26 protein-coding genes are annotated in these 26688 nt (G+C 64.6%); 2 read left to right on the top strand and 24 right to left on the bottom strand.

Annotated elements, in window-relative coordinates:
* Nucleotides 1–153 precede the first annotated feature (153 nt).
* Together CKW35_RS04720 and CKW35_RS04715 are read left to right on the top strand one after the other, a co-directional pair.
* Nucleotides 154–1647, top strand: coding sequence for an aldehyde dehydrogenase (locus CKW35_RS04720; RefSeq protein ID WP_095115277.1), 1494 nt, complete (start codon nucleotides 154–156; stop codon nucleotides 1645–1647).
* 137 nt (nucleotides 1648–1784) lie between these two features.
* Nucleotides 1785–3098 (top strand): hypothetical protein, encoded by a 1314-nt coding sequence (locus tag CKW35_RS04715; RefSeq protein ID WP_016487331.1) that lies wholly within the window; start codon nucleotides 1785–1787, stop codon nucleotides 3096–3098.
* A 37-nt stretch (nucleotides 3099–3135) separates the two neighbouring features.
* Here the strand turns inward: CKW35_RS04715 and CKW35_RS04710 are convergent, their stop codons facing one another.
* The 24 genes from CKW35_RS04710 to CKW35_RS04595 form a co-directional block, all read right to left on the bottom strand.
* Nucleotides 3136–4428 (bottom strand): NAD(P)/FAD-dependent oxidoreductase, encoded by a 1293-nt coding sequence (locus CKW35_RS04710; protein ID WP_095115275.1) that lies wholly within the window; start codon nucleotides 4426–4428, stop codon nucleotides 3136–3138.
* A complete protein-coding gene (locus CKW35_RS04705) occupies nucleotides 4421–5098 on the bottom strand; it encodes a peptidase S8 (protein WP_023047185.1) in 678 nt (225 codons plus the stop codon). The genes CKW35_RS04710 and CKW35_RS04705 overlap by 8 nt, the downstream gene beginning before the upstream one ends.
* Nucleotides 5088–6821 carry an ABC transporter ATP-binding protein gene (locus tag CKW35_RS04700; RefSeq protein WP_095115273.1) on the bottom strand — a complete coding sequence of 578 codons (1734 nt, stop codon included), beginning with the start codon at nucleotides 6819–6821 and terminating at the stop codon, nucleotides 5088–5090. The genes CKW35_RS04705 and CKW35_RS04700 overlap by 11 nt, the downstream gene beginning before the upstream one ends.
* 2 nt (nucleotides 6822–6823) lie before the next feature.
* Nucleotides 6824–8734: a sigma-54-dependent Fis family transcriptional regulator gene (locus CKW35_RS04695; protein ID WP_095115271.1), complete on the bottom strand. Its 1911-nt coding sequence runs from the start codon at nucleotides 8732–8734 to the stop codon at nucleotides 6824–6826.
* A gap of 249 nt (nucleotides 8735–8983) precedes the next feature.
* Nucleotides 8984–9223, bottom strand: coding sequence for a hypothetical protein (locus CKW35_RS04690; RefSeq protein WP_024717550.1), 240 nt, complete (start codon nucleotides 9221–9223; stop codon nucleotides 8984–8986).
* Nucleotides 9224–9666: 443 nt separating this feature from the next.
* On the bottom strand, nucleotides 9667–11046 hold the full coding sequence (locus CKW35_RS04685; RefSeq protein ID WP_095115269.1) for a hypothetical protein: 1380 nt from the start codon (nucleotides 11044–11046) through the stop codon (nucleotides 9667–9669).
* A gap of 133 nt (nucleotides 11047–11179) precedes the next feature.
* Nucleotides 11180–12031, bottom strand: a complete 852-nt coding sequence (locus CKW35_RS04680) for a CsgG/HfaB family protein (RefSeq protein ID WP_016487338.1) — start codon at nucleotides 12029–12031, stop codon at nucleotides 11180–11182.
* A 34-nt stretch (nucleotides 12032–12065) separates the two neighbouring features.
* On the bottom strand, nucleotides 12066–12479 hold the full coding sequence (locus CKW35_RS04675; protein WP_016487339.1) for a curli assembly protein CsgF: 414 nt from the start codon (nucleotides 12477–12479) through the stop codon (nucleotides 12066–12068).
* Nucleotides 12476–12877 (bottom strand): curli production assembly/transport protein CsgE, encoded by a 402-nt coding sequence (gene csgE, locus CKW35_RS04670; RefSeq protein WP_016487340.1) that lies wholly within the window; start codon nucleotides 12875–12877, stop codon nucleotides 12476–12478. The genes CKW35_RS04675 and csgE overlap by 4 nt, the downstream gene beginning before the upstream one ends.
* Nucleotides 12874–13401 carry a type II secretion system protein gene (locus CKW35_RS04665; protein WP_060517942.1) on the bottom strand — a complete coding sequence of 176 codons (528 nt, stop codon included), beginning with the start codon at nucleotides 13399–13401 and terminating at the stop codon, nucleotides 12874–12876. The genes csgE and CKW35_RS04665 overlap by 4 nt, the downstream gene beginning before the upstream one ends.
* Complete coding sequence (locus CKW35_RS04660) at nucleotides 13376–13750, bottom strand: type II secretion system protein (RefSeq protein WP_043197484.1); 375 nt, start codon at nucleotides 13748–13750, stop codon at nucleotides 13376–13378. The genes CKW35_RS04665 and CKW35_RS04660 overlap by 26 nt, the downstream gene beginning before the upstream one ends.
* Nucleotides 13751–13755: 5 nt before the next feature.
* Nucleotides 13756–14235: a type II secretion system protein gene (locus CKW35_RS04655; protein WP_016487343.1), complete on the bottom strand. Its 480-nt coding sequence runs from the start codon at nucleotides 14233–14235 to the stop codon at nucleotides 13756–13758.
* Complete coding sequence (locus CKW35_RS04650) at nucleotides 14232–16097, bottom strand: secretin N-terminal domain-containing protein (RefSeq protein ID WP_095115268.1); 1866 nt, start codon at nucleotides 16095–16097, stop codon at nucleotides 14232–14234. The genes CKW35_RS04655 and CKW35_RS04650 overlap by 4 nt, the downstream gene beginning before the upstream one ends.
* On the bottom strand, nucleotides 16094–16618 hold the full coding sequence (locus tag CKW35_RS04645; protein ID WP_095115266.1) for a hypothetical protein: 525 nt from the start codon (nucleotides 16616–16618) through the stop codon (nucleotides 16094–16096). Before CKW35_RS04645 ends, CKW35_RS04650 begins: the two co-directional genes overlap by 4 nt.
* A complete protein-coding gene (gene pilO, locus CKW35_RS04640; RefSeq protein WP_060517946.1) occupies nucleotides 16618–17181 on the bottom strand; it encodes a type 4a pilus biogenesis protein PilO in 564 nt (187 codons plus the stop codon). Before pilO ends, CKW35_RS04645 begins: the two co-directional genes overlap by 1 nt.
* The gene (locus tag CKW35_RS04635; protein WP_095115264.1) at nucleotides 17168–17710 is read right to left on the bottom strand and encodes a pilus assembly protein; all 543 of its coding nucleotides are present in this window, start codon (nucleotides 17708–17710) and stop codon (nucleotides 17168–17170) included. Before CKW35_RS04635 ends, pilO begins: the two co-directional genes overlap by 14 nt.
* A 1-nt stretch (nucleotide 17711) precedes the next feature.
* Nucleotides 17712–18491 (bottom strand): hypothetical protein, encoded by a 780-nt coding sequence (locus tag CKW35_RS04630; protein ID WP_070086652.1) that lies wholly within the window; start codon nucleotides 18489–18491, stop codon nucleotides 17712–17714.
* A complete protein-coding gene (locus CKW35_RS04625) occupies nucleotides 18475–20148 on the bottom strand; it encodes a GspE/PulE family protein (protein ID WP_060517950.1) in 1674 nt (557 codons plus the stop codon). The genes CKW35_RS04630 and CKW35_RS04625 overlap by 17 nt, the downstream gene beginning before the upstream one ends.
* 61 nt (nucleotides 20149–20209) lie before the next feature.
* On the bottom strand, nucleotides 20210–20743 hold the full coding sequence (locus tag CKW35_RS04620) for a response regulator (protein WP_177434958.1): 534 nt from the start codon (nucleotides 20741–20743) through the stop codon (nucleotides 20210–20212).
* Nucleotides 20744–20992: 249 nt separating this feature from the next.
* Nucleotides 20993–21634, bottom strand: coding sequence for a SurA N-terminal domain-containing protein (locus CKW35_RS04615; RefSeq protein ID WP_095115261.1), 642 nt, complete (start codon nucleotides 21632–21634; stop codon nucleotides 20993–20995).
* 12 nt (nucleotides 21635–21646) lie between these two features.
* Nucleotides 21647–23173 carry an ABC transporter substrate-binding protein gene (locus tag CKW35_RS04610; RefSeq protein WP_095115259.1) on the bottom strand — a complete coding sequence of 509 codons (1527 nt, stop codon included), beginning with the start codon at nucleotides 23171–23173 and terminating at the stop codon, nucleotides 21647–21649.
* A gap of 222 nt (nucleotides 23174–23395) precedes the next feature.
* On the bottom strand, nucleotides 23396–24058 hold the full coding sequence (locus CKW35_RS04605) for an SCO family protein (RefSeq protein WP_060518133.1): 663 nt from the start codon (nucleotides 24056–24058) through the stop codon (nucleotides 23396–23398).
* Entirely contained in the window at nucleotides 24055–24711 is a 657-nt protein-coding gene (locus CKW35_RS04600) for an SCO family protein (RefSeq protein ID WP_095115257.1), read from the bottom strand. The genes CKW35_RS04605 and CKW35_RS04600 overlap by 4 nt, the downstream gene beginning before the upstream one ends.
* The gene (locus CKW35_RS04595) at nucleotides 24708–26684 is read right to left on the bottom strand and encodes a cytochrome D1 domain-containing protein (RefSeq protein ID WP_095115254.1); all 1977 of its coding nucleotides are present in this window, start codon (nucleotides 26682–26684) and stop codon (nucleotides 24708–24710) included. The genes CKW35_RS04600 and CKW35_RS04595 overlap by 4 nt, the downstream gene beginning before the upstream one ends.
* Between the last annotated feature and the right edge of the window lie 4 nt (nucleotides 26685–26688).

Genomic DNA, 26688 nt, shown 5'->3' with positions numbered 1-26688 from the left:
CACACCGTCTCAATGTGCAACAGCGCACGCCTGCAATCCGAACCTTGCATCACGGCAAAACCCAGTCAACTCAATGCCTTGCTGGCATCTGCCCACCTTGGCACGCCCATTGCGCCAGTGCCCTTCACACCCAATGACAAGAGGCACAGCCCCATGCTTTGTGAACTGCCCATCCTGCCCGCCACCCGCGCTTTTCTCGAACGCAAACTGAAGATGCGCATCGGCGCCGACTGGCAGGATGCCGCCAGCGGTCGCACCCTGTCGTTCCGCAACCCGGCCACCGGCGAAGTGCTGGGTGAAGTGCCCGCCGCCGACGCCGAGGATGTCGACCGCGCCGTGCGCGCGGCACGCCAGGCCTTCGACGATTCGCCGTGGAGCCGCCTGCGCCCACGCGAGCGTCAGAACCTGCTGTGGCGCCTGGCCGACCTGATGGAGCGCGACGCTCGCCAGCTGGCCGAACTGGAATGCCTGAACAACGGCAAGAGCGCCGCGGTAGCGCAGGTGATGGACGTGCAACTGGCCATCGACTTTCTGCGCTACATGGCCGGCTGGGCTACCAAGATCGAGGGTAGCACCGTCGAAGCCTCCATGCCGCTGATGCCTAACGACCAGTTCCACGGCTTCGTGCGCCGTGAGGCGGTCGGCGTGGTCGGTGCCATCGTCGCCTGGAACTTCCCGCTGCTGCTGGCCTGCTGGAAGCTTGGTCCGGCCCTGGCCACCGGCTGTACCCTCGTGCTAAAGCCCGCAGACGAAACCCCACTGAGTGTGCTGAAGCTGGCGGAACTGGTAGACGAAGCCGGCTACCCGGCAGGCGTATTCAACGTGGTCACCGGCACCGGCCTGAATGCCGGCGCAGCCCTCAGCCGCCATCCCGGCGTAGACAAGCTGACCTTCACCGGCTCTACCGAGGTCGGCAAGCTGATCGGCAAGGCGGCCATGGACAACATGACCCGCGTCACCCTGGAGCTGGGCGGCAAGTCGCCGACCATCGTGATGCCGGACGCCAACCTGCAGGAAGCCGCTGCCGGCGCTGCCACGGCGATCTTCTTCAACCAGGGCCAGGTGTGCTGCGCGGGTTCGCGGCTGTACGTGCACCGCAAGCACTTTGACAACGTGGTGGCCGACATCGCCGGCATCGCCAACGGCATGAAGCTGGGCAACGGGCTGGACCCGGCCGTGCAGATGGGGCCGTTGATTTCGGCCAAGCAACAGGACCGCGTCACCGGCTATATCGAACTTGGTCGCGAGCTGGGTGCGACCATTGCCTGTGGCGGCGAAGGCTTTGGGCCGGGCTACTTCGTCAAACCAACAGTGATCGTCGATGTCGACCAGCGCCACCGCCTGGTGCAGGAAGAAATCTTCGGGCCTGTGCTGGTAGCGATGCCATTCGACGATATCGACCAAGTGATCAGCATGGCCAACGACAACCCCTACGGCCTGGGTGCGAGCATCTGGTCCAACGACCTGGCTGCTGTGCACCGCATGATCCCGCGTATCAAGTCGGGGTCAGTGTGGGTCAACTGCCACAGCGCGCTGGACCCGGCGCTGCCGTTTGGTGGCTACAAGATGTCTGGCGTGGGTCGTGAGATGGGCGCAGCGGCCATCGAGCACTACACCGAGCTGAAGTCGGTGTTGATCAAGCTCTGATCTTCTGCCTGGGGTGGCCTCTTCGCAGCACAAGGCTGCGCCTACAAGCGCACCCGGTCCCTGTAGGCGCAGCCTTGTGCTGCGAAGAGGCCACCCCAGGCAACCCAAAACAACAACAAAAAACCATGGAGCACCCCATGAGGCACTCACTCGCCTGCACGTTGGCCCTGCTGCTCGCCGCACCCGCCAGCCAGGCCCACGCGCTGTACAACCAGAACGGCACCACCCTCAACGCCGACCTCGAAGCCCTGTTCGGCGCCTTCCACAGCGACGAAAGCTTCAATCAGGCCGGCAACCGCCAACCAGGCAGCACCGCCTGGCAAGAGGGTTACGTCAAGTACGGCCTCAGCGCCAGCCAGGCTTTGGCCGATAGCGGCACCCTCTACGGCGCCTTCAACCTGCTCAGTTCCGCCACCTGGGGCGATGGCGACGCCGCCGGCCTGACCTTGGGCGATGAGCGCCGCACCGCCATCGAAGACCTGTACCTGGGCTGGCGCTCGGCCAACCTGTTCCCGGCCCTGGGCGAAGACGGGGTAGACATCTCCGGTGGCCGCCAGGTGGTGACATTGGGTGACGGCTTCCTGATCCAGGGCGACCCGGTGAACCTGGGCAAGGCCGACCTGGGCGCCAACTTCGACCGCGGTGGTGCCTACTACCTGGCCGCACGCAAAGCCTTCGACCGCACCGCCGTGCTGCGCCTGGGCGGCAAACAGGGTTGGCGCGGTGACCTGATGTGGCTGAAGTCCGATAACCATTACCAGGCCGACACCTCCCTTGCGGTAGCCAACCTGGAACACGTCACCGATGCCGGCACGGTGGGTTTGAGCTGGATCCGCGGCCTGGACGTGGACCAGCGTTACGCACAGATCATGGGCCTGCAACACCGCGACGGCATGGACACCGCCAGCCTGCGCGGGCGGGGCAACCTAGGCGTGAAAGACCTGGAGCTGGCGGGCGAATACGTCACCCAGGACAAGACCGGCGGGCGCGAGAATGCCTGGTACCTGGAGGGCAACTGGACCTTCTCCGAGCTACCATGGACCCCCACCGCCACCTACCGCTACAGCCGCTTCTCGGAAGGCTTCGACCCACTGTTCTACGGCCTGAGCCGGGGCTATGGCACCTGGTTCCAGGGTGAGGTGGCAGCCAACTATGCCGGGCCGTTCAACAAGAACAGCCAGGTGCACCACGTGGCGCTGAAAGGCAAGCCACGGGACAACCTGACCGTCGGCGCGCTGTACTTCGACTTCGATACGCTGGACACCGACCAGGGCAACCTCGGCGGACGGGAGCTGGACCTGTATGTCGAATGGATGGTCAACGACCATCTGCTGATCAGCCCGCTGGTGGGGTTCTACAAGCCTGAGCGCAGTGCGGCCAATGGCGGTACGCAGCTGGGTGGGACGGACACCGGGACCTATATGCAACTGGTGGTCGGGACCTTCTTCTGATTCAAGATTCTGGGGCTGCTTTGCAGCCCCGGCAATCTCAAGCCAAGCCCTGCTCCATCAGCCACCGCCGCACCATCCTCTGCTGTGCACCCGCAAGCCCCGACAACACTGTCTCAACAGGCCGGCCACTACGTATTTCCCGCAGTACAGGCGCCAACTCCACGCCCTGCAAATGCCACACCCCCAACGGCTGATCCGGCGTTACCACCACCTCGGCCGCCTCCACCAGACCGTCCCGCAGCACCGGCCGCCGCTCAACCCGTACGGCCTGCCGGTCAGCCGCCTGATGCAGTGGCTGCGCATCCGGCCAGCTTTGGCGCCTGGCCCAGAACGAGTGCCCCGCCCGCTCCTGCTCCTGCCCGTAGAAATCCCGCCCGATACGGGCAAAGCGCAAGAACAGCTGCTCGACCCGCTGCTGGTGAAACTGGCACGCCAACTCGGCCCGTTCAGGCCTGCGCAGCAACGTATTGATTACCACCGGTGCTTGTAACGCCGAAGACAGCGACTGGAAGATCCCATTGCCCGACAGCGGGTCAACCGCCATCGCCGCATCACCCACCCGTATCCAGTCCTGCCCGACACATTCGCCCGCCAAAATCGCCGTACTGCTGCGCGCATGCACCTGTACTGGCACCCGCGCCCTCTCATCGAACAGCTCGGCCACCAGCGTGCTGCTGGCACGCCGCGCCGCGCAGTAATCTGCCAATCCGAGCTTGCCCGGCAGCCCACCGGCGTCCAGGGTGGCTTGCCAGTAGCAGCGGCCATCTTCCAGGCGGGCCATCCAGGCCCAGCCATCCTCCAGGCTTTCCACTGCCGACGCAGGCGCCCCAGGGCTACCCTGCCAGACGTTGAGCAGGCTGACCGTTTCCGGCCCGCGCAGGCGGTCCAGAGCCAGCGGTGCCTGACGCCCTCGAGCCTCGACGAGAAAATCAGCGATCAGGACTTGCCCATCATCCAGACGGACTTGATGATTGCCCTCATGCGTGACCTCGCGCACCCGCCCCTCAACCACGCTTACACCGGCACGCTGAAGGTCGTCGCGCAGCGCCCGGTCAAACCGTTGCCGATCCAGCAAAAATTCCTGGTTCATTTGCAGGTGCTGGCCGTTCCAGTGCACCTGCCGGGTGGCCGGCATGGCTGCCTGGCTCAAGGCGCCGCCCAGGCCTGCGTGGCGCAAGCCCTCCAATACCCGCACAGAAACACCTTCGACCGCGGCGAACCGGCGCCACTGCGACACCACAGTGACCGCATAGCCCAGGCGCCGCAAGCCGATGGCCGTGGCGGCCCCCGCAGGGCCGGCGCCCAGTACCACAATGCGCGATTCAGTCATGGCTGGCACCTCGTCGCTCCGGGCCGGTGAATGCGGCATTGCTGCGCAACCAGTCGTGCACCCGCTGACAGTTCATACCCGGCTCCTCACGCATCAGCGCCGCGATCCTGCCGCTCAAGGCTGCACAGCCCAAACTCGCGCCTGCCCTGCTACCAGCCCCGACGTAACCGCCAAAGTCCGCCTGCCGGGTGCCAAGCCAGGACCACTGGCCGGGCGCGCAACGGGCATCACCGGTAACCCGGAGCACCCCGGGGTAGCTGGCCGGGTACACCGGCCCACCCTGTGCCGGGCTGGATGCACACAACAGCACACCCGCAGCCAAGGCCTCAGCGCAAGCCTGGTGCAGTACAGGCCGGTCCTGCTGCAAGCCGAGGCTGAGGTTGACCAGCGTTGCCCCCGACTCCACCAGCCACAGCAGTGCGGCCGCCACCTGCAAGGCACTGGTGCTGGCCTGATCGCTGAACACCTGCGCCACCAGCAACGGCACGGGGCCAGCTTCGCGTCGCAGGCCTGCAAGTACTGCACTGCCATGCCCTAGCAGGTCGGGCAGCCTCTCGCCTTCACGCAGCTGGCCGTCTTCCAGCCAGAAACGCCGGGAGCCAAGCAAACCGCTGGCCTGCTCCGGCGAGCAGCCACTGTCGATGATGCCAACGCGCACGTCAGTGGCCATGTTTGACCGCCTCCTGCGCCAGCGCCTGTAGCTGGCCATCATGCAGTTGCAAGTGCAGGTCGGCATCGGCCAGTGTCGACGCACGGTGGCTGATCAGGATCCGGGTGCGGCCGGCGAACAATTGGTCAATGGCCGCGATCACCTCGCGCTCGGTGGCTTCGTCCACCGCCGAGGTGGCCTCGTCCAGCACCAGAATCGCCGGGGCCTGCAGCACTGCGCGGGCAATGGCAATGCGTTGCTTTTGCCCACCAGACAACTGCTGGCCACGCTCGCCCAACAGGCCGTCCAGGCCCAACGGCAGGCTTTCGACCAGGCTATCCAGTCGCGCCAGGCGCACTACGCGCTCCAGTTCTGCACGGCTGGCTTCGGGCACACCGTAGGCCAGGTTTTGCGCCAGGGTGCCACGGAACAGCACGATGTCCTGGCTGACCACCGCGATGCGTCGACGCAGCGCAGCCAGGTCCAGGTCGCGCAAGTCGATGCCATCCAGCAGGATACGCCCGGCGTCCGGGTCATAAAAACGTTGCAGCAGGTCGATCAGGGTCGACTTACCCACCCCCGAAGCCCCCCTGATGGCCACCTTGAGCCCGCCCGGCACGCACACCTGCACATTGCTCAGCACGGCGCCCTGGCGCCCTTCATGGGCAAAGCTCAGCGCCTCCAGGCGCAATTCGCCAGGCCCGTCGGGCATGGGCTGCGGGTGGGCGGCCGGGCGCACGGCCACGGCCTCGCGCTTGAGCTCCATCACCCGCCCCAGGCTCACCGCCATGCGCTGCACCGCCACGTACAGGCCAAGCAGGCTCTGCACCGGGCCGACTGCCATGCCCATGTAGGTGGAAAAGGCGATCAGCGCGCCCAATTGCCAGGTCCCCTGAATCACCCACCAGCCGCCAACCAGAAACGCGCAAGCGCGGCACCAGGAGGTAAGCGTGCCGGGGATGGCCTGGGTGAAGAACTCGGTCACCTGCACTTTCAGCAGCTGACGCATGTAGCCCTGGCCAAGCGCGTCCAGGCGCCCTGCCTCGCGGCTTTGCTGGCCGGCCGCCTGGATGAACTTCATCGCCGGCAAGGTCTCGACCAAAAACGACGACACATCCGCCGAACGCTCGCGCAGGCTGCGCACCTCGCGCTCAACCTTGCGCCGCATCCAGCGCAGCCACAGCACCTCGATCGGCACCAGCAGCGCCAGCAACAGCGACAGCTGCCATGACAGCATCAGCATCAACGCCACCGCGCCCACCAGGCCAATGACGGCGGATACAGCCGAGAACAGCGAATCCACGGCAAAGCGCTGGATCTCTGCCACATCGCCATCCAGCCGCGAAAGAATGTCGCCCATGCGCCGCCGCCCATAGAACGTCGGCGACAACTGCTGCAGGTGCCGGTACAGGTCATCACGCAGGGCAAACAGGATGCGCCCGGACAGCCGCGTGTGCAGGTAGCGGTTGACCCCGGCCAGCACCGTGCCCAACAGCCCCGCGCCGATCATGATCGCCGCCATGTGCCAGAGGGTCTGGTAATCCTTGGCCAGCAGCCCCTCGTCAATCAGCGTCTTGACCAGCCAGGGCTGCGCCAGCGCCAGCAGCGAGGCGCCCAGCGACAAGCCGAGCAACAGGCCGATGGCACGTTGATGCGGGCGCACGAAACCATACAGCCAGGCCAGCGCCTGGCGCATGAGTGCAGGGTCACTGGAGTCCACCAGCCTTGCGAACAAGGGGCCCATGGTCAGCCGCGCAACTGTTTGAGCTTGCGGTACAGCGTCGCCCGGCTGATCCCCAGTGCCTCGGCCGCGGCAGAAACGTTCCCCTGGTGGCGCGCCAAGGCGCCGCGAATCAATTCCAGTTCGTTGTCCTTCAGGCTACCGGAGGGCGCCGTGCCGCTGGCCAGTTCGTCCAGCAGGCAATCGGTGAGGTGGTCCAGGGTCAGCACCTGCTCGCCGTCCTCGCGCATGGCCAGCGCCGTGCGCACTACCATTTCCAGCTGGCGAATGTTACCCGGCCAGTCGAAGCCTTCGAGCAACGCGGCCAGTGCCGGGTCCAGGGTTACGCCACGGGCATCGGCCTTGTCCAGCAGGCCCTGGATGATCTGCGCCAGGTCATCACGCTCGCGCAGCGCCGGCAAGCGCAGTGATACGCCGTTGACCCGGTAGTACAGGTCTTCGCGGAAGTGCTGCTCCTGTACCAGGCGTTTGAGGTCGCGGTGGGTGGCGCAGATGAGCGCCACATCAATGTCCTGCTCGTCGCCGGCACCCAGCGGCGCCACCCGGCGTTCCTGCAATACCCGCAGCAGGCGCGCCTGCAAGGCCAGCGGCATGTCGCCGATTTCGTCAAGGAACAGCGTGCCACCATGAGCCTGCATCAACCGCCCGACCATGCCGCCCCGCCGGGAGCCTGTGAAGGCGCCCTCGCGGTAGCCGAACAGCTCGGACTCGATCAACCCTTCGGGGATGGCGGCGCAATTCACGGCCACAAACGGTTTGTCAGCGCGCGGGCTGGCCTGGTGCAGGGCCCGGGCGACCACTTCCTTGCCGGTACCGGTCTCGCCCAGCAGCAACACCGGCAGGCCATTGCCCAGCCCCTGGCGAGCCATGCGCAGGTTGCGCGCCAACCGTGGGTCACCACCGGCCAGGGCGTCGAGTGCCGGCGACTGCTTGCCCAGCGTCGGCTTGCTGGCCGGCGTGCTGCCATTGACCCGGCCATGGCGCGGCAACTGCAGGGCACGGAAGTAGAACTCGCCCTTGGCCGTTTGCACACTGCTCACCCCGCCCTGCCACAGGCGCGCAATAAACGCGGGTGAGCGTTCGCCGAGCAGGTCCGTACTGCGCCGGCCAATCAGCTCGGGGCGCGGCACCTGCAACAACTGGCAGGCACTGTCGTTGGCAGCCAGCACCTCGCCATCAAGGCTCAGTGCCAGCAGGCCATGCCAGGCACTGTTGAGGTATTGCGGGCGGCTGTGGAAGGCCAGCACCAGTTGCTCTGGGTAGCACAAACCGAACAGGCGGCTCTCGATATTGCCGGCGGCCAGCATCAGTGTCGACAGGCTGTCCTGCGGTTGCGCCATTACCCCTTCGCGCGTGATGTCGAGCACGCCGATCACCTCACCACGCGGGTCACGCAGGGGGACCGAGGTGCAGGAAAACGGGCTGAGGCGGTCAAGGTAGTGTTCGCCGCAGTTGATCAGCGTCGGGCGGCCTTCTACAACAGCCGTGCCGATGGCATTGGTGCCGCGCAGCGACTCGCTCCAGCAACTGCCCGGGTGCAAGTCGCGCAGGCCCTCGCGTTGCAGCACATGCTTCTGCCCTTCGATGGCCAGCACATTGGCCTGGGCGTCGCCGAGGATGACGATACCGGCCTTGCCCTGACGCGCGACCAGGTAGTCCAGTTCCGGGGTAACGGCGTCGACCAGCAAGCGGTTGCGCTCCAGCAGCATGCGCAGGTCGTGGCCCTGCGCCAAGCCCAGGCCGACCTGTTCACCCTGCAGGCAATCCAGGCCATGGCCCAGGCTGCGGCGCCACGACGCGTCGATCTCGTCGCGCAGCATGCCCAGCGGCAGCTCGCCTTCGCTGGCCAGCTTCAGCCGGGCCTGGCGGGATTCATGCAGCGGGTCGTGGGCGTTTGTTATTAGTTGTCGCGCCATTTTCTTCTCCGGCTGTGCCCTGCAAGGTGGCGGGGTACGGGCTTGGGAATTTTCCGCAGTGTGCGGGAGAAAAAGCTGGGCGTCATCTGGTTGATGGGTTGAGGGGGGGTGCCCTTGTGTCGCAATCGGGCTGCAAAGCAGCCCCGGAATGTCTGCCATGATGCACATATCGCCGGGGCTGCTCTGCAGCCCGTTCGCGACACGAGGCCGCTCAGAGACCGCGTGATCTTAAGATCGGCGCTTTACCGCTTAAAGTGGGCTTGCCCTCAACCCCTTCACGGTCAACTGTTGCCCCTCTACCCCATCCAGCAGCGCCTCCACCACCGCCTTGGCCGAATCCAGCCCATGGTCGTTGCTCAACAGCAGATCACGACAGGTCCCCTTGGCCAATTCCAACGCCTTGAGGTTTGTCGCAAACGCCCCTTTCAGCAGCGTGGACAGGTGCACTAGCGCATCTTCGTAGTCCACTCCAGAACGCACCGCAAACAGCGGCGGATGGCTGCATTCGCAAGTCGAGAAACTGGACGATGCCGTGGTGGCGCGGGCGGGAGGATCAGGTAAACCTTTTGTCATTGTGTCGCTCCTTGATTCACTGGAGCCGCCACACAACGTGACCAAACGAATGGGTGGCGACTGTACGCGGGTTGGTCAACCGGGAATCAAGGAAACCGGCGCGCACGGAGGCGCCCCACGCACAGCCGCCATAAAACGAAGCAGACGGACACAAAAAAGCGCCAACTGTATCGCAGAGCGGGCGCTTGTGCGCCTTGATGATTGCGGGTGACCAAACCCGGCTGCTGGATTGACAGCAGCGGGCAAAGACTACCGGGGTCAGGGAAGGGTTTCAAGCTTAGGGCATGTGTAGTAACACTTCTGTTGGCCGCACCGGCCGCTTCGCGGTCTTTCCCACGGTGCGACCAACATAAAGGCTGTTATCGCGCTTGCGCCTGCGTGACTTTCAGGTTGTCTATGACCATTCTCGGGTTCTCGCCATCTTCAACCATATAAAGGTGCAGGATTTCAGGGCCGTCGACCGTAAGTTCATCCGATCCATAATGCATACCTTCACGGTCATTCAGCAGCCTGTGGTTGTCGGTAAACGAGAGATCTCTTGTGCATACATCACTGCAGCCCCAGTCGTAACTGACGCGGCGACGCCCGTTACCAGGCAGTAAAATCTCGGTTGAACCTTCAAACTTGAGATGTTTTGCGCTTATCGAGCTTCCACCGCCCCCGTGCGAGTCATCGCTGACTTCCCCCGTGCCATGCAATATGAATGTCGATCCGTCAACTTTGAATTCTTTTCGCTCACCGATCTGCTCGGATTCAAAATCAACGTCAGAGGTGACGATGGGTCTTCCCACCGCCTGGTCTTCCTCATCGTAGGTAAACTGCATGACCTGGTCCTTTGCCGTAGGAAGCTTGATTCGGATGACAGGAACCGCCTGGCCATAAGCTGCGTGATAACGGACCTGGTCAAATTGCGCCAGCAATCCCGCTTGCGTTTGCCCCTCCACATAGAAAAATGCATACAAAGGCAAGTCTGCGCCCACGCCAACTTTCCATACGGGGAGCAAAATCTCGTTGTAGCCCATCCATGCGTCTGCGCTCAACCCCGCCCTGACTTTTATCGGCATCTCGAACCACTGCGCCTTCATGTTAGCGGGGGCTTCGCGCAGGTCCCATCCGCAGACTCTGGACTTCACAATGTCATCGTCGCTGTACGTTGCCAGCCACGCATCGGCATCCGTTACACCGACTTTCTGGCACGCATCGGTGGTGGCTTCAAACCCGTCTTGCGGTCCGCACCCGTTCGCCGTATCGCGGTTGTCCGTTCCGCCATCTATTGGGAACGTGCACAACACCTCAAGATCGCGAATCTTGTTGTGCGGGATGGCCTGCAGTGGCGGAAATAAAAAACCATTGAAGCGTTCCGCCGCCCTGCCAAAGTTGGTATCGCGGCGCGCCCAGGAAAACGCGATGGCGCCTTTGTCCAGGTGCTTCTGGCTCGGGTCCCAAGGTAGAAAGTCTGGGCTGAAGCCCGTGGCACGCATTTCGATACCGCTGCACAGGTAACTCGGTTTATCAGGGCCGCCGCAGTCTTCGGTAACGGAGTCATACCAAACCTTGAGTTGCGCGATTACCTGCTCCCCGCGCTTGTTCAGCGCGGTCAACTGCTGAGACTTGGCTGTTTCACTTATCAATAACTGGGTCTGTGCGACTGGGCGGGGAGCCTGCACAAAGGGCGTGTGCGCCCCGCAACCGACCAAACTACCAATGATTAAAAACAGCAGCCACATTCGAGTCAGCATCACCAAGCACCTTTTCCAAATAGTCTCAGCCTGCACATTCAGACAGGTCACAGGCGTTGGTGCTATTTGCTCACACGAAAAAAGTGATGCCTACTGGCACTTCTATCAGGTGCCGCAGGGGCTGTCAGGCCAGTCAAGGCTGCTGATTCTGGCTCAGAAACTTGTCCACCGTAGCGTTGCCCTGCCCCGCATCCCCCGCCACCTGCCACAGCCGCCGTTCAATCCCTTGCGCCAGCAAGTGCCCCACCGCCGATTCAATCGCCGACAGCACGCACAGCTGTGCCGGTTCGTTGGTGGTATAGCCCACCTCAGCTTCCAGCAGCTTCTTGAACTCGATGAACTTGAACACCCCGGCGCTGCGGCCGACCGAATAGATGGTCTTGCTGGTCATCACGTTGGCCAGCACCTGCCCGGTGCGCACATCCACCGCGCGCAGGTTCACGGTCACCTGGTCCACCCGGTACTCGCGGGAAATGTCTATCCCCAGGTAGCGGGCGCCTTCGCCGCCGCTGCGCACGTTGGTGTCGTAGGCGATGATGCCGCCCTCCAGCATCAGGTTGGCGGCCTGCAGCGGTGGCAGTTCGCCCATGATGTTTTCCGCTACATCCGGCTTTTTCTGCGAAGCACGGATGATCTTGCGCTCGGTCAGCAGGTTCTGCAGCCCTTCACGCTCCAGCACCACGAACCAGCCACTGGCACTCAAGGCATCCATCAGCATGCTGGCTGCACCCTGGGTGACACTGGTGGAGAACGAACTGGCCGGGGTGGGTTTGTACTGCCCGGTCTGGTCACGGAAGCCATACACCACTGCCATCAGCCGGCCTTTGGGCCGTGGCATGTTGATCAGGTCGTAGTAAGTCGAGGCGCGTGGGGTCAGGGTCGGGGTTTCCGAGTCCTGTTCGGCCGACATGGGTTCGCGCAGGCTGCAACCACTTTGCAGGCCCAGGGCGGTGAGGATCAGCAGCGTGCTCAGCAGACGTTTCATGGTGTTCTCTCCCCAACATAAAAGCCCTTCCCTCTCAGGGGTTCAGGCCGCTGACCTCAATGATCGAAATCTCGCCTGTGGCACGATCGGTGACCTTGATGCTCAAGGCCCCGGAATCGTCGATGACGTCGATGAGAAACGCGTCGGTCGCCATGCTGCCGGTGCTGCCGTTACTGATGTTGTCCAGCAACTGCGACAACATCCGCGACTCCAGCTGGTTGCTGAAGCGCTCCAGGGCCGTGGTGCCGGTAAAGGCCGAGGCACGGTCCTTGAGGTCGGGGTCGTCGTAGTCGTTCTGCGCCTGGGCGTTGTTCAGCAGCCAGGTGCCGTTCAACGGGTTGCCGCCAAAGGCCGGGTTGACCGGGGTGTACACCAGCTCGGTGGCCTGGGCAGCGCAAGCGCTGGCCAGCAGGCAGGCGGCAATGCAACGTGGAATGCGGTGGTTCATAGCTCGTCCCTCTCCAAGTCGGTGGTGTCCTGTAGCAGGCGTTGCAGCTTGCGTTGAATGATTTGCTGCTTGACCAGGTCGGCGGCTGCCACGGCCTCGTCTTTGAGCTCGGTGGTGTTCGGTGGCAGAAAGCGGCGGTACATCACCTCACGCTCGAACTCCACGGTGACCAGGCTGCCCCAGCGGGCATCCGGGCGTTCGCGTACCACCAGGTTGAAGTCCAGGCGGCTGGTGGCACGCAGGCGGTCGGCGAAGTAGTAGTAAAAGTCGTGGCCGATGTGCGAGATGGTGTTGTCGACGATAAAACCCTGCATCTCGTCTTCAACACCCGCCTTGGCCGAGGTGGCCAGCCCCGCCATCAGCAGCAGGCTCAGGCATAACGCAGCCAGGCGGCTCATGGCGTATCTCCCGGGCCTGCATGGGTCTGCACGCCGCCTGCACTGTCGGTAAACGCCTGCTCGGCAACGAACTGCCAGTCGCTGTAGTGCTCCAGCCCTTCAAAACCACTCCATTCGGCGCTGAAGCCACTGCGCTTGAACGGGGTAGCGTCCGAGCGGCTGTGCACCCCGGTGATGCGGCCGTCGATCGAGCGCAGCAGGCCCCACTCGTCGCTGTTGGTGATGGGGTCGGGGTACAGCCGACGAATGTGCCGCTGGGCCTGCGGAAAGCGGTTGTCCTGCAGCAGGTCGGCCAGCGCCTGCGGGTACTGGGCCAGGCCCGGCGAGGCACGGTAGTAGCTGCGCAAGGCCTGGGCGTACTGGCTGCCCACCCACAGCAGCTGGCGCTCGCGATCACGCTGGGCGGCGCTGGCCCAGATCGTGCCAGTGGCGGCCAGGGCCACGCTGCTGACCGCAATCAGCAGCAGCACACCCAGGTAGGTGAAGCCGCGATCGGCCTTACCATTCAGCGAAGAGGCTGCCATCACGCGCCCTCCCTGTGGCACCGCTCTTGATATCCGCCACGCCGCCGGCCACGCCTTCGGGCGGTGGCACCAGTTGCCAGGCATCGCTGCGCTCGGTGATCGGGTCGACCGGGGTGTTGCGCAGGTAACGTTGCTCCACCAACTGCTCCAGCGAGTCTGGGTAGTGGCCGGTGTCGCCGTAGTAGTGGTCAAGTGACTCGCGCAGCACCGCCAGGCTTTGTCGCAGGGTGGCTTCGCGGGAGCTTTCCAGGCTGTTGAAGTAGCGCGGCATGGCAATGGTCAGCAGCGTGGCGATGATCGCCATGACCACCAGCAGTTCGATCAGGGTGAAGCCTTTGCTGCGTTTCATGGCTGTCACCATTGCCCGTAGGGAATGTTGTTGAGGCCTTTGCCGCGGGCCCTGGAATACACGTCGAACACGTCTTCGCCTTCACGCGGGCTGTCGGGGCTGCTGTCGTAGGCGCGCAGGCCCCAGCCGCCTTGGTCTTCATCCTTGGCCGCCAGCAGCGGGTCATGCGGGATGCGCCGCAGGAAGTAGAACTTGGCGCCCTTGGCACTGCGCACATCGCGCACACCGTCCACCAGTACCTGCAGGTTCGGCGGATAGCCACTGGCGTCCAGGCGCTTTTCGATGTAGCCAGCATCGAACGCCCGCTTGTAGGCATCGATGGCATCGCGTATCTGGTACAGCGCCTCGCGCAGTTGCTGCTCCTTGCCACGGCGGACCACGGTTTCGGTCAACGGCGCGGCCATGCTGGCCAGCAGCCCGAGCAGTGCCAGGGTCAGCACTACTTCGATCAGGCTGAAACCCTGCAGGTGGCGGCGCGCTTTCATGGCCGTGGGCTGCCGTTGACCGGGGCGACCGCCATCTGGCTGTCGACCACGGGCGCGTCGGTGGCCGGCGCATTGCCGGGCACCTCCATCGGCGGTAGCGGTGCCATCTGGCGCACCTGCATGGCCGACTCGGTACCGGTGGAAAACTCCATGTCCGACGGGCTCTGGTACGGCAGGTTGCGCACGATGCGCGGGGTGATCGCCAGCACCAGCTCAGACTTGCTCATGTCGTCCTTGTTGCTGCCGAACAGCCGGCCCAGGCCGGGGATATCTCCCAGCCCCGGGATCTTGTTGCCGCTGGCGTTGTGGTCGTTGCGCACGAGGCCGGCCAATACCTGGGTTTCGCCATCGTGCAGGCGCAGGGTGGTCTGGGCGTTGCGGGTATCGACCTGGACCGGGATGGTGCCCTGGCGGGTAGCCTCCAGCGGGGTGGCGTTGCTGACTTCCAGGGCCACCTTGATCGCCACTTCGTTGTTCAGGTGCACGGTGGGCTGCACTTCAAGCTTCAGGCCCACGTCCAGGTAGGTGACACTTTCGGTAATCACCGGGCCCTGGGTGGACGGCACCGACGTGGCGCTGATGATCGGCACGCGCTGGCCGATGTGAATGCGTGCCTGCTCACGGTTGCTGACGCGGATCACCGGGCTGGCCAGGGTATTGATGTCCTTGTCCTGGGCGTTGATCTTGGCCTGTGGTGCCGGCGAGATGCTGATGCGGCTGGAATCGATGCCGCGCAGCTGGTCGAGCACGCTCACCGACTTGCCGTCGGACGTCAGCACGCCGAAGGTGTTGGGCCACTGCAGGCCAAGGTCGAGGATGCGCGAGGTAGCCACTTCCATCACCTCCACCTCCAGTACCACCTCGGGGTTGGACTGGTCCTGCGACTGCAGCAGCTTCTCGGCCATGCGCACGGCATCGGGGGTGTCGCGCATGGTCAGGGTGTTGAGGCGCTCGTCCACGAACACGTCGCGGGTCTTGAGCATGGTCTTGACCATGTTCAGCGCGGTGTTGGCGTCGATGCTGGTCAGGTAGAAGGTGCGCATGACCAGTTCCTGGTAGTCCTTGGTCTTCTGCGGCGAGTCGGGGTAGACCATCAGGGTGTTGTCATTGACGATCTTCTGGCGCAACTGGTTTTGCTCCAGCAGCAGCGCCACCGCGTCCTCGATACGCACTTCACGCACGAAGATGGTGGCCTTCATGTCCGGGCGCAGGTCTTTGTCGAAGATGAAATTGATGCCGGCAACCTGGGACAGCACTTCGAAAATGGTCTTCAGGTTGGCATCGCGAAATTCCAGGGTAACCGGCCGATCCAGCTTGCTGCGCAGCTGCGGAAAGGGCTGCGCGGTGCGCGCCTGGACGTTCTCGATGTCGCTGCGCAGGGCAATGCCCTTCTGGTTTTGCGGGTCCAGGCGCAGCACTTCGCGCATGTAGCGCTCGGCGCCGAACAGGTCGCCCTGGCGCAATGCTGCCTGGCCCAGGGCCACGCGCTCGTCCAGGGTTCGGATCAGCTCCAGCTGGCGCGTACCTTCCTGGGCACGGCGGTTGTTCGGCTCCAGGGTCAGCACCCGGCCATAGCCCATGCGGGCGTTGGCAAAGTCATGGCGGATGCGGTCGGCATCGGCCTGGGTCAGCAGTGCCTCCACGGCGGCCTGGCGGCTGTGGGCCAGGGCGATGTTCAGCTCGGTGTCACGCGGGTCATCGCGCAGGGCCTCTTCCAGCCGGGCAATGCCAGCTTCGTACTGGCCCTCCTTCATCAACTGGTCGCTGTCATTGCGTACCGCGCTGGAGCTGCAGCCGGCAATGGCCACGCACAACGCCAAAAGCAGGAACGGAGCAGGCTTGCACAGCTTTGACGACTTCATGGTGCGCTCCCGACAGACAAGGTCTGTGACTGGTGCAAAGGCAGGTAGACCAGGTTCAGCTCACTGGCCGATACCCGATCGAGGCGATAGGTGTCTTCGATGACGTCGCCCTGGCGCACGACGTAGAGTTTTTCGCCGCTCTGCAGAAAGATCTGCAGATCGTCGTTGTTACCCATGCGGCCGATGAACTGGAACGGTAGCGCCGGCGCGGTCGGCGCTGCGGCCACGATGGGCGCGACAGCCACGGGTTGTTCAGTGACGGTGGCCAGGGCTTGGGGTTTGCTCCATTGCTGGGTTGGGAACAGATCTCTGGAGGCCTGTTCCGGCCCTTTCGCGGCTAAAGCCGCTGCCACAGGTTCGGCGTTGCCCACAACGCCTGTGGGAGCGGCGGTGGGGCGATTCGACTTGCCCGCGAAGGCCGCAACGCTGTCTTCCTGGCCGAACCAGTGCCCGGGTGCCCAGGCGATGGCTGCGCTCACGCCAAGAAAGCTGGCCCAGATCACTGCACGTTGTGTGTTCATCATGACCTCGACAGGTAAAGGGTCATGCGCAGGCGGGCATTCAGCTCGCTGTCGCCGATGCGTTTGCGTTGCAGCTCAAGGTCTTCCAGCACCAGGGTCGGCAGCTGCTTCAGCAGGCCTTTGAGAAAGCCGCGAATCTGCGGGTAGCTGCCGCGCACCGGCAGCACGATCTGGTAGCGCGCCAGCTGGGTCTTGGGATCAATGCCCAGGGCGTACTCACCGCGCGCCAGGCTGATATGCTCGGCGCTGGCCAGGTGGTACAGGCGCTCGATCAGCTCGCTGGCCTGGGGCTGCCCCGGCAGTTGCTGGCGAAGGCTGTCGAGGGCTTGCTGCTCGGGCTTGACGGCGATCTTCACCTCGCCACGCTTGACCCGCTCGACCTGGACGCTGGCGTCCGCTTCGGTGGCGCGCAGTTCGCGCACGCTTTGCCACTGCGGCAGCACCCCGGCGCACACCACGCCCACCACCAGCAGGCCCACGGCGGCGGCAGCCAGGCCAACCGGGCCGATGCGGTGGAGGCGTTCCTGAAGGATAAGGCTGTTCAGTGATTCAAGGGCGGGCATGGCCGGTCTCCCAGGTCGCAGTGAGGGTGAAGCGCACCGGGTGCTCAGGCTGCGCGGCCAACACCTCGTGGTTCAGCAGCGATACATCGCTGAGCTCGTCGCTGGCTTCCAGCCGCTGGTGGTACTGCAGCATCGCCTCGAGGTTGCGTGCTTCAGCGGCGATGCGAACCTGGCCTTTACGCGCGTCCGGGGTCAGGCCAAGCAGCGCGACATCGTCTTGCGGCAAGGCTTCGAGCATGGCGAACAGCTGCTGCCATGGGCGTTGCAGTTGTTGCGACACACTGCGCATCTGTGCCAATCGCTCGGTCTGCTCACGGCTGGCAGCGGTACTTAGCGGGGCAGTGGTAGCCGGGCGGCGGCCCAGTTGCAGCTCCAGGCTGTGCACGCTGGCCTCAAGGTCTGCCTGCTCGGCCTGCAATTGCTGTTGCAGCAGCACCAGGCCGGCGACCATGGCGCCGCCCAGGGCCAGCAGCGACCAGGCCAGCGGGCCGCTGCGCCGGGGCTGGAAGTCCAGTTCAAGGCGGCGCATGTCAGGCCACCGCCCGCCACATGGCGCACAGGGGGTCGGCTTCGCTGGCCGGCTGGCACAGCTGCACCGCCGCCAGTTGCGGCACGTCGCCCCGGCCCGGGGCATGCAGGTACACCCGCGGCAGGTGCTCGCCATACAGCTCGCAGGTGCGCTCGATCAGTGCTTGCAGGGCCTGGTCGCTGTCGGCGCAACCTTGCGTCAGCACTTGCTGCCAGGCGCCGCCGGCAGCCAGCAACAGCACGCTGCGGCGCGGCTCGGCCAGCACGAACAGGAAGTCGCCCTGCTGCAGCTGTGGCGAGCAGCGGTTGTAGGCGGCCATCAGGTAAGGTTGCACCGAGCGCAGGCTCAGGCGGCTTTCCCGGCCCAGCGCCTGCAACCGTTGCAGCAGTGCGTCGGGCAGCGCTGTAGCGATGCGGGCGGCGCCGGCAGGCTCGGGCGACAGCACGATGCGCCAGTCGTCCAGCGGCTGGCCGTAGAGGTTTTCGAAGCAGGCCCGGGCGTAGGCGTCCAGCTCGCGCGGGTGGCCGATGGCATCACTCCATGGCACCAGGCAGAAGCGGCTGTAGCGGGCCGACAGCAGCACCCGCAACTGGGCGCCACGTACGGCGTGCTCGGCCAACAGACCGGCCAGCGCGTCGACGGCGGGTTCCCAGGCGGGCTGGGCGCCATCGCAACTGAACCCGCGGGTGCCCAGCCACTGGTGTTGGTGTTTGTGCCAGCAACCCAAGCCGACACCCTCGGCGCCCAAAACAGCGCAGAAACGATCAGATGAATGTGACACGGTTGATCTCCTCAAGGGTGGTGCGGCCGTCGCGGACCAGGTCCAGGGCCGAGGCCCGCAGCAGGCGCAGGCCGCGCTGGCAGGCGAGTGTCTTGATTTGCGACAGGGGACGGCGCTCGACAATCATTTGCCGCAGGTCGTCATCCAGGTGCAGCAGCTCCGCGATCGCGCTGCGGCCGCGAAAGCCACTGCCACGGCACTGGCCGCAACCCTGCACGCGAACGAACCTCCAGCCGGCCACGCCCTCACGGCTCAGGCCCGAGCCATACAGGGTGTCGTCATCCACTTCGCAGGGGCTGGAGCAATGCGGGCAAGCCAGGCGGATCAGGCGCTGGGCCAACACTGCGTTCAATGCGGAGACGAAGCTGTAGGGGTCGACCTGCATCTGGCTGAAGCGGCCAATCACGTCGAACACGTTGTTGGCGTGGATGGTGGTGAACACCAGGTGGCCGGTCAGCGCCGACTGCACAGCAATTTGCGCGGTGTCCGGGTCGCGGATCTCACCGACCAGGATCTTGTCCGGGTCGTGACGCAAGATCGAGCGCAGGCCGCGGGCGAAGGTCAGGCCCTTCTTCTCGTTGACCGGGATCTGCAACACGCCGGGCAGCTGGTACTCGACCGGGTCTTCGATGGTGATGATCTTGTCTACGCCATGGTTGATCTCGCTGATCATGGCGTACAGGGTGGTGGTCTTGCCGCTGCCGGTGGGGCCGGTCACCAGGATCATGCCGTAAGGTTCAGCGGCCAGCCGGCGCAGGGCGCGCAGGGTTTCGTCGGCAAAGCCCAGGGCTTGCAACTGCACGCCACTGACCCGGTCGGACAAGTCCTGCTTGTCGAGCACCCGCAGTACGGCATCTTCACCAAAGATGCTAGGCATGATCGATACACGGAAGTCGATCTGCCGGTCGCCCACGGCAACCTTGAAGCGGCCGTCCTGGGGCACGCGTTTTTCGCCGATGTCCAGTTCGGCCATGACCTTGATGCGCGAGATGACCTGGTCGGCAAAGGCACTGCCACTGGCTTTGCCAGCGCCGTTTAGCACACCGTCGATGCGGTACTTGATGGTCAGGCCCTGGCCGGTCATGCCCAGGTGGATATCGCTGGCGTGCAGCTTGAGGGCGTCGTACAGGGTGGCGTTGACCAGCTTGACCACGCGGCTCTGGTCTTCGCTGATGCTGGCCAGCGACAGGCGCTGCAGCGGGTCGCCTTCGCTGCTGGCCTCGGCGTCATGGTCAAGGGCGTCCACGGCGTGGAAGCTTTCTTCATGGCGGGCCAGGAACGTGGCCAGTTCGGCGGGGTGCGCCAGGTATAACGGCGCACCTTGCAGCACATCGTCGATCCAGGCCAGGCGGGCGGGGTCGAAGGGGTCGGCGAAAACGCCCAACAGCTGGCCGCCCTGCTCGATCAACACGAATTCGCGCTTCAGGCACGCGGCGAGGCTGACCTTGTCAAAGCGCGGGCTGCTGGCCAGCAGGGTGTGGCTGGCCAGTACCGGGTAGTGCAGGGTCAGGCCCAGGCGCTGGATGAAGGTGTCGGGGCTGTCGCAGGCAAGGCGCTCGAGGCAGCTGAGCAAGCGCTCGTCGCTGGCTTGCAGGCGGGCCTGGGCCAGCAGGTCGCGGGGGTAGGCTGAGACTGTTGCATCGAATGCTTCTGGCATGGCCTGCGACTCCGCTCAGGGGGCGCGTCGCAGGCTGGCTCAGCCAGGGATGCGGGCGCCGCTATTCCCCTGTGAGCAGTTGATCGTCGTCGGGCCTCGGGGGCTTGCCGCCATTACACCGGCGCTCAGCCAACACCCAGCTTCCATCGTACAACTGCAGGGGGAACGATTCGTTCCTGTTCTGGCGTCGTTCGACGAACCCGTCAGCCGGGTTGTCCGTGGCCCTGCGCCGGCGCTCGATGCCCGTCAGGTCGAAGATCGCACGGGCCAGTTCCACCAGTGGAAACGGCTTGAACAGGACATGGCTCACACCCAGCTCGGCGGCTCGCTCACGCACCTCGACGGTGGGGTGGGCGGTAATCAGCATGAAGTGGCACTGCCTGTTCTTGCGTACAGCCTCCAGAACCTGAAAACCTTCCATGTCGGGCAAGCGGTAATCCAGCACGATGACTTGTGGGACCAGGCGTTCAGCCTGCTCGATACCACTGGCACCGTCGTGGGCAACATGAACTTCCAGGCCTTGCGCCTGCAGGTACGCTTGCAGGTTCTGCGCAAGAGTCTGTTCGTCATCGACTACCAATACTCTGTTCACCAAGGTCGACTCCCAAGAACTGCCCGGTTACCCGGTCTGCGAAGTGCGCCCTTGTAAAGGCTTGAGCAGGCTTCGTGCCAGGCGTGAAAAGTCATGTTGCGCCGTTGTAACTCATTGATTCGCTGAGGGTGCTGGCCAGCATCTGATACGCAGCAGGTAGCCGCACCCGCCCAGTTCCCCACAAGCGGGGAAAATGATGGCACATTGCCAAACCGTAAATCCCCAGCATTGGGGGAAACGCTATAAGGGGCCTCAGTCCGCGATCTCAACTGTAGCCGAAGCACGCAAACGTTGGCGCACAGACTGGCGCGCTTGCGCCTGCCGCTGATCGACAAGCGCAGCCCTGGCCAAGGCCAGGCCCTGTTCACGTATGACTGAAGGCTTATCATTTTGGTTCTGCGCTCCTTGCAGTCTTTCCTGGTTGGCATCATAGAACGCCTGCACTTCAGCCTGGCTCGGTGCTTCGACTGCGCTGAGCTGGGCATACACCTGCTGGGCCGCCATGTCTCGCCGGGTGTATTCACTGTACTGTGCCCTATCGAAGCCCGCCTGCGCCAGACGCCGTTCGAAAATGGCCGGGCTGCCGAACGCGGCTTCTACCTCGCCGACATGCGCCGACACCTGCTCGTCGCTGATGACGATGCCTTGGCGCCGCGCCTCCTGCCACAGCAGCTCCTTGTCGATCAGTTCGTCCAGGGCCTGATCGCGCAGGCGCTTGTACAGGCCCGGGTTGCGGATGCTGGTCACCGCGCGGCCCTGGGCGTCCAGGTACTCACTGAAATAGCGTTCCAGGCGCGTCAACCCGATCTCCACGCCATTGACCCGAGCCGCCGGTACATCGGCCCAGCTCGGCCCGGCCATTACCAGCAACAGGCACAGCAGCACACTACGCATGGCAACCTCCGCTCAAGGGCTGTCCGGCACCGGCCGGTACGGGGTGACTGCGGTGAAGTGCGGCCCGGGCAGGGCCACCGCCACCACATGGGCACCGGCCATGCCCTGGCGGCGACCGGGGCCAAAGCCCAGCGCCGGGGTCAGGCCGGTAGACACATCGTGCAGGCCTTCCAGTGCGCCAATCAGTTGCTCGCGGCTGGCATCACGGCCGATCTGCTTGAGCGCTTCGCTCAGCAGGCGCAACGCGCACAGGGTATTGACCTGCAACGACGCCTGGCGTGGGTCCAGACCTTGGCGCTGCTGTAGCCCGGCGAGGGTAGCCAGGCCTTGCTCGGTCCAGTCTTCGGGTACATAGGGATAGGCCAGAAACACCCGTTGCGACCATTGTTCGGGCAAGCGCGCCACGGCGCTGGCCACTTGGCTGGACGCGGCGAACAGGTACGGCTTGCGGCCTGCTGCCTGCAATGCCGTCGCCAGTTCGGCAAATGCCTGGGCGCGGCCCAGGAATACAATTCCCTGCCCCTCCACGGCCTTGCCATCGAAGGCCTCAATGGTGGGGGGCGCCCAGCCTTGCTGCAACAGCCGCTCGCGTACCTGCTCGGCCGCGGCTGCCTGCTCGTTGCCGGCGTACACCACGCGCAAATCGCCCGGTGCCAGGCCCAAGGCTGCTCGGGCGTGGCCAGCCAGGCTCAGCAGTTGCGTAGGCAGGCCAGGCAGTGGGTCGAATATCTGTGCGCTGCCACCACTGCGCGGGGTGCTGCCGATCAGGGGCACATTCTGCGGTGCCAGCAAGGAGGCCAAACGCAGGTCGAGCATCGGTGCCAAGGGCGAAATCAGGGCGAACACGCGCTCGCGCTCCAGCAACTGCTGCAAGGCTTGCTCGGCGCTGGCCGGGTCTTCACCCGGGTCCAGCACGACCAGTTGCAGACGCCGCCCGTGAATGCCGCCTTGCTGATTGAGTTGCGCCAGCCCGTCTTCCAGCACCGCGCGTACCACCAGCCCGACCTCGGCCAGCGGCCCGGAGGCAGGCAGCAAGGTGCCCAGGCGCAGTACGCCCTCCTCTATGCCGGGGTCGCGCTCCTCGGCCAGGCGCTTGAGGTAGGCGGTAAGGTTGCGCTGGTCGGCCATGGTCAGTTCGAAGCGTGGCATGGCCGGGTCCAGGCGGTTGCCAGCCGGGTCTACACCCTGCTGGATGGCCCTGGCCAGGCTGCGGTCGGTATAAGCCGGGTAGCTGCGGCCGTTGGCTTCGCGTGCGCCCTGGCCTTGTGCCAGGCGTTGCCAGTCCAGGTTGGGTGGGCGCACGCCGCCTTCGGCGCGGCCACGGCCGTCGTTGCCGTGGCAGCTGGCGCAGGGCAGCACGCTGGCGGGCACACTGATGTCGCTGGCGCCGACCCGAGCCTGCAATTGTGCATCGCTGCTGGAGACCCCTTCGCGGTAGAGGCGTTTGCCGGCTTGTTCGTTGGCAGTGAGATCAAAGGCCAGGGCTGAACTGCAGAGGCTGACACTGACGAGCAACACCATAAATTTTGCAGTGTTCATGCCGGCCTCTTCGCGGGGCAAGCCCGCTCCCACAGGATCAGCACAAGCCTGAGGGCTATGAAAAAACTGTGGGCGCTAACTTTTGCAGTGTTCATGCCGGCCTCTTCGCGGGGCAAGCCCGCTCCCACAGGATCAGTACACGCCTGAGGTCTATGAAAAAACTGTGGGAGCGGGCTTGCCCCGCGAAGAGGCCGGCACGGCGAGCCCAGGCGCGCATGGCAATCACCGCCCTGCCAGAGGCTGGGTCAGTAACTGCATGCGCTGGGCAATCGCTGCCGGTGGTGCATCCGGGCGGATCTTGCTCCAGCGTTTGCCCGCCACATCACCGGCAATCAGCTGCGTGGAATGCTGCTCTGGGCTGGGCAGGAACTGGCCGATGCGGCCGAGCACCAGGTCGACATTGGCTTTGTCGCCGGTCAGGAACAACCAGTTCGGCCCATCCACCCCCTGTTTCTCGGCAAACGCCTTGAGTGCTTGCGGGGTATCGTTGAGCGGGTCGCTGCTGATCGACACGAAGGTCACCTGGCTGGCCAGTTGCGGCCCCATGGCCTGGCGCACTTCGCGCAGCTTGCGGGTGATCAACGGGCAGGCGTCGGTGCAGTGGGTGAAGATCACGTTGAGCATCACCACCTTGTCTTTGAGCACATCACTGTAGAAACGCAGCTCGCGGCCGTTCTGGTCCTTCAGTACGGTATCGGTGAACCAGGTCTGGGCATCGCGGGTGCCGCCGCCACTGGTCATCGCCTGGGGGGCTGGTTGCGGCTCGGGGGCCTGCTCCACGTGGCCTTCGTGGGCGAACGCCACCGAAGCGAGAATCCACAGGCAGCCGCCCAGCACCAGCCAGTCGAAACCGCGCATGCCGCCGCGGGAGGTTACAGAGCTCATGGTTGCACCTCATGGTGGTCGGCAATGGCCGTGCTTTTGGCGTGCGCCCGACGGGCGCTGAGACGGTTTATTTCTTCGATCAGTACCGTTGGGTCGGTGAAGCCGTAGTAGCGCGTCCAGTGCCCGCTTCGCCCGTCACCCACCAGGATCAGCGGCGGGTGCTGGCTGAGGTCGGCGCTGAAGCTGCCCAGGCCCTTGAGGGTTTCGGTGATGGCGTAGGGAGTGCCGGTCAGCCAGCTCCAGCCCGGCCCCTTCTGGAAAGCCTTGGCGTAATCCTGCAGGCGCTTGGCATCGTCACGCTGCGGGTCGACGCTGATCGAGACCATGCTGATCTCCTCACCTACCCGGCCACCCAGCTGTTGCTGGACCTTGCCCATGATCGACGACACCACCGGGCACACTGTGGTGCAGCTGGTATAGATAAAGCCCATGACCACCAGGTGGTCACTGACCAGGTCCTGCTCCAGGCGTACCGGCATGCCATCCTGGTTCAGCAGGGAAACGTCGGCAAAGCGCACACTGGTCTTTTCCTGGCGAGCCGCCGGTGGCGGCTCGGCGTGGCCTTTGTGATCGTGCCCGGCGTGGGCCATGGCCAGGTTGCTGGCAAGGGCCAGGCTCAGGGCCAGCAGTTGGAAAGAATGCTTGGCGTTCATCGCACACTCCTCATGTCAGTCCGGGAAGCGTTGGTCGCTGCGGCCGGCAGGACGCGCAGGCTGGTGTAATTCTCTTCGGCAAACTTGCGTCCCAACGATGGCGACTGCACATGCAGGTACCAGGCGCCGGCTTCGGGCAGTGTCAGGGCCGCCTGATAGACACCCTGCCCCACCTCCAGCAACGGCAGGTTGCGTGGCATGGACGACGGCGCCAGGAAGTAGCGCAGGCTCAGGTCAGTGAGGCCCAGCCGCGGTTGGCCGTCATCACCGACGATGCGTACCCGAGCGGTAATGGCGCTGTGCTGCGGCAGCGGTTGGTCCAGGCCGATGAACTCTGCGTGCGCGCCCTTGCGCTTGCCGGCATTGGGCGCTTCGGCGACATCGGCGCTGAAGCAGTGGATGATCTGCGGCTGGTTGAGCAGAAAAGCCACGTCAAATTTGCCGGCAGCGGGCAGTTTTACCGTTGAGCCGTACACCCCGGGTGCCACCTCGCGCAGGCTGCGGTCGATGACGATGGCGGCGCGGGCCTGATGACCACGGTTGTTGTAACCGGACATCGGCGCATTCATGCCCTCGGCGTAAAAGTAGGTGGTGTTGTCCACCGGGTTGACCACGAACACCGAGTTGTCATCACGTGACACCGACAACCCCTGGGCCAATGGCAGGTCACCCGCCTGGCGCGGCGCTGCAGGGCCGGCCTCGAAGCCCTGAACGATCGGCGAGCGCCCTTCGCCCAGGCTGGACAGGTTGATCATGGTCACTTTCGGGGACGCCAGGCCGCGCACATAGGCATAGGCCTTGGTGAAGGTCAGTTGGTAGGGTTCGGCCGCCACCGGAATCTGGTGGATCAGCTTGTCGGTACTGGCATCGATCACCAGGGCCTGGTTCTCAAGGGTGTTGAGCACCACGCCGTAGCGGCCATCGCTGCTGAAACGCATCGGCCCGAGGCCCTGCTCGGCCTTGACCGTGTGGCGCAGCTGGTGGCTGCGCGCATCGAACACCCGCACGCTGCCTTCCTCGCCATCGACCACGTAAACGGCCTGGGATAGCGCCGAGTAGCTGACCGACAGCGGGTGCGGGCCAACCTTGATGGTTTTGGCAAGGCGCATTTGCGGGATATCGATGACGCTGAGGGTACCGCTGTCGCGGTTGCTGACGTAGGCAAAGCGCGAGTCGGCGCTGAAGGCAATTTCGTGATGCCCGGTGCCGGTGTTGAAGCTTTTAAGAGGCGTGCGCCCCGGCACGTCGATGACCGTCACCCCACCTTTGGCCGGGTCACTGGTGTTGTTGCCGACCCACAGCCGGTGCTGATCGGGTTGCAAGGCCACGCGCAGCGGCTGCTCGCCGGCGTCCAGGTCGGCCACGCGGGTGAAGGTTTCGGTATCGATGACCGCCACCTTGCCGCGCTCGGGGATCGACACGAACACCTGCTTGTCGTCGGCAGTGGCCACCCAGTCCATTGGCCGCCCGGGCAGGTCGATGCGGGCCATGGTGCTGGTCACGCCGCCCACCGAAACGGTCGGATCGATCACCGTCAGGCTGGCGTCGTTGTTCAGCATCAACAGGAAGTAGCTGTTCAGGTCGAGCAGCGGTCGGGCGCCGATGCTGCTCTTGAGAAACAGCGCGACCCGCGCCTTGCAGCTTTGGCTGCGGTCGCCTGTCGGGGCCGACTGCGCCGGGTCGATCCACGCCCCCGGCGCCATGCCCGACAGCGGCTGGCCGCTGGTCTGGTCGCTGACCTTGAAGCGGATGTTGGCGAAGGCGCCTTCCTTCAACTCGCCCCCGGCCAGCGGCCGGGCCTCGAACTCCACGGTCACGCCGTCCCGGCTGAGCCGGTGCAGGGCCTGCGGGTCGGCAGGTTCCTGCAACAGCTCGCGCGGATCGCACCAGAGCTTTTCATACGCCACGCCCAGGCCGATCAGCGCCACTCCCAGCAATACCCCCAAGTAAGCAGGGCGAGTCTTTTTGTTCATGCTC

Source organism: Pseudomonas sp. Irchel 3F3 (assembly GCF_900187545.1).
Lineage (GTDB): Bacteria > Pseudomonadota > Gammaproteobacteria > Pseudomonadales > Pseudomonadaceae > Aquipseudomonas > Aquipseudomonas fortuita.
The sequence above is the reverse complement of the archived record's forward strand: the minus strand, read 5'-3'. Positions and strand labels throughout refer to the sequence as shown.

Coding starts and splice junctions, on each gene's coding strand:
- CKW35_RS04645 (WP_095115266.1), bottom strand. CDS start 16,618: ATGAACACACAACGTGCAGTGATCTGGGCCAGCTTTCTTGGCGTGAGC.
- CKW35_RS04660 (WP_043197484.1), bottom strand. CDS start 13,750: ATGAAACGCAGCAAAGGCTTCACCCTGATCGAACTGCTGGTGGTCATG.
- CKW35_RS04600 (WP_095115257.1), bottom strand. CDS start 24,711: ATGAACGCCAAGCATTCTTTCCAACTGCTGGCCCTGAGCCTGGCCCTT.
- pilO (WP_060517946.1), bottom strand. CDS start 17,181: ATGCCCGCCCTTGAATCACTGAACAGCCTTATCCTTCAGGAACGCCTC.
- CKW35_RS04635 (WP_095115264.1), bottom strand. CDS start 17,710: ATGCGCCGCCTTGAACTGGACTTCCAGCCCCGGCGCAGCGGCCCGCTG.
- CKW35_RS04595 (WP_095115254.1), bottom strand. CDS start 26,684: ATGAACAAAAAGACTCGCCCTGCTTACTTGGGGGTATTGCTGGGAGTG.
- CKW35_RS04675 (WP_016487339.1), bottom strand. CDS start 12,479: ATGAACCACCGCATTCCACGTTGCATTGCCGCCTGCCTGCTGGCCAGC.
- CKW35_RS04680 (WP_016487338.1), bottom strand. CDS start 12,031: ATGAAACGTCTGCTGAGCACGCTGCTGATCCTCACCGCCCTGGGCCTG.
- CKW35_RS04685 (WP_095115269.1), bottom strand. CDS start 11,046: ATGCTGACTCGAATGTGGCTGCTGTTTTTAATCATTGGTAGTTTGGTC.
- CKW35_RS04715 (WP_016487331.1), top strand. CDS start 1,785: ATGAGGCACTCACTCGCCTGCACGTTGGCCCTGCTGCTCGCCGCACCC.
- CKW35_RS04625 (WP_060517950.1), bottom strand. CDS start 20,148: ATGCCAGAAGCATTCGATGCAACAGTCTCAGCCTACCCCCGCGACCTG.
- CKW35_RS04695 (WP_095115271.1), bottom strand. CDS start 8,734: ATGGCGCGACAACTAATAACAAACGCCCACGACCCGCTGCATGAATCC.
- CKW35_RS04705 (WP_023047185.1), bottom strand. CDS start 5,098: ATGGCCACTGACGTGCGCGTTGGCATCATCGACAGTGGCTGCTCGCCG.
- CKW35_RS04665 (WP_060517942.1), bottom strand. CDS start 13,401: ATGGCAGCCTCTTCGCTGAATGGTAAGGCCGATCGCGGCTTCACCTAC.
- CKW35_RS04655 (WP_016487343.1), bottom strand. CDS start 14,235: ATGAAAGCGCGCCGCCACCTGCAGGGTTTCAGCCTGATCGAAGTAGTG.
- CKW35_RS04610 (WP_095115259.1), bottom strand. CDS start 23,173: ATGAACACTGCAAAATTTATGGTGTTGCTCGTCAGTGTCAGCCTCTGC.
- CKW35_RS04710 (WP_095115275.1), bottom strand. CDS start 4,428: ATGACTGAATCGCGCATTGTGGTACTGGGCGCCGGCCCTGCGGGGGCC.
- CKW35_RS04605 (WP_060518133.1), bottom strand. CDS start 24,058: ATGAGCTCTGTAACCTCCCGCGGCGGCATGCGCGGTTTCGACTGGCTG.
- CKW35_RS04615 (WP_095115261.1), bottom strand. CDS start 21,634: ATGCGTAGTGTGCTGCTGTGCCTGTTGCTGGTAATGGCCGGGCCGAGC.
- CKW35_RS04650 (WP_095115268.1), bottom strand. CDS start 16,097: ATGAAGTCGTCAAAGCTGTGCAAGCCTGCTCCGTTCCTGCTTTTGGCG.
- csgE (WP_016487340.1), bottom strand. CDS start 12,877: ATGAGCCGCCTGGCTGCGTTATGCCTGAGCCTGCTGCTGATGGCGGGG.
- CKW35_RS04700 (WP_095115273.1), bottom strand. CDS start 6,821: ATGGGCCCCTTGTTCGCAAGGCTGGTGGACTCCAGTGACCCTGCACTC.
- CKW35_RS04720 (WP_095115277.1), top strand. CDS start 154: ATGCTTTGTGAACTGCCCATCCTGCCCGCCACCCGCGCTTTTCTCGAA.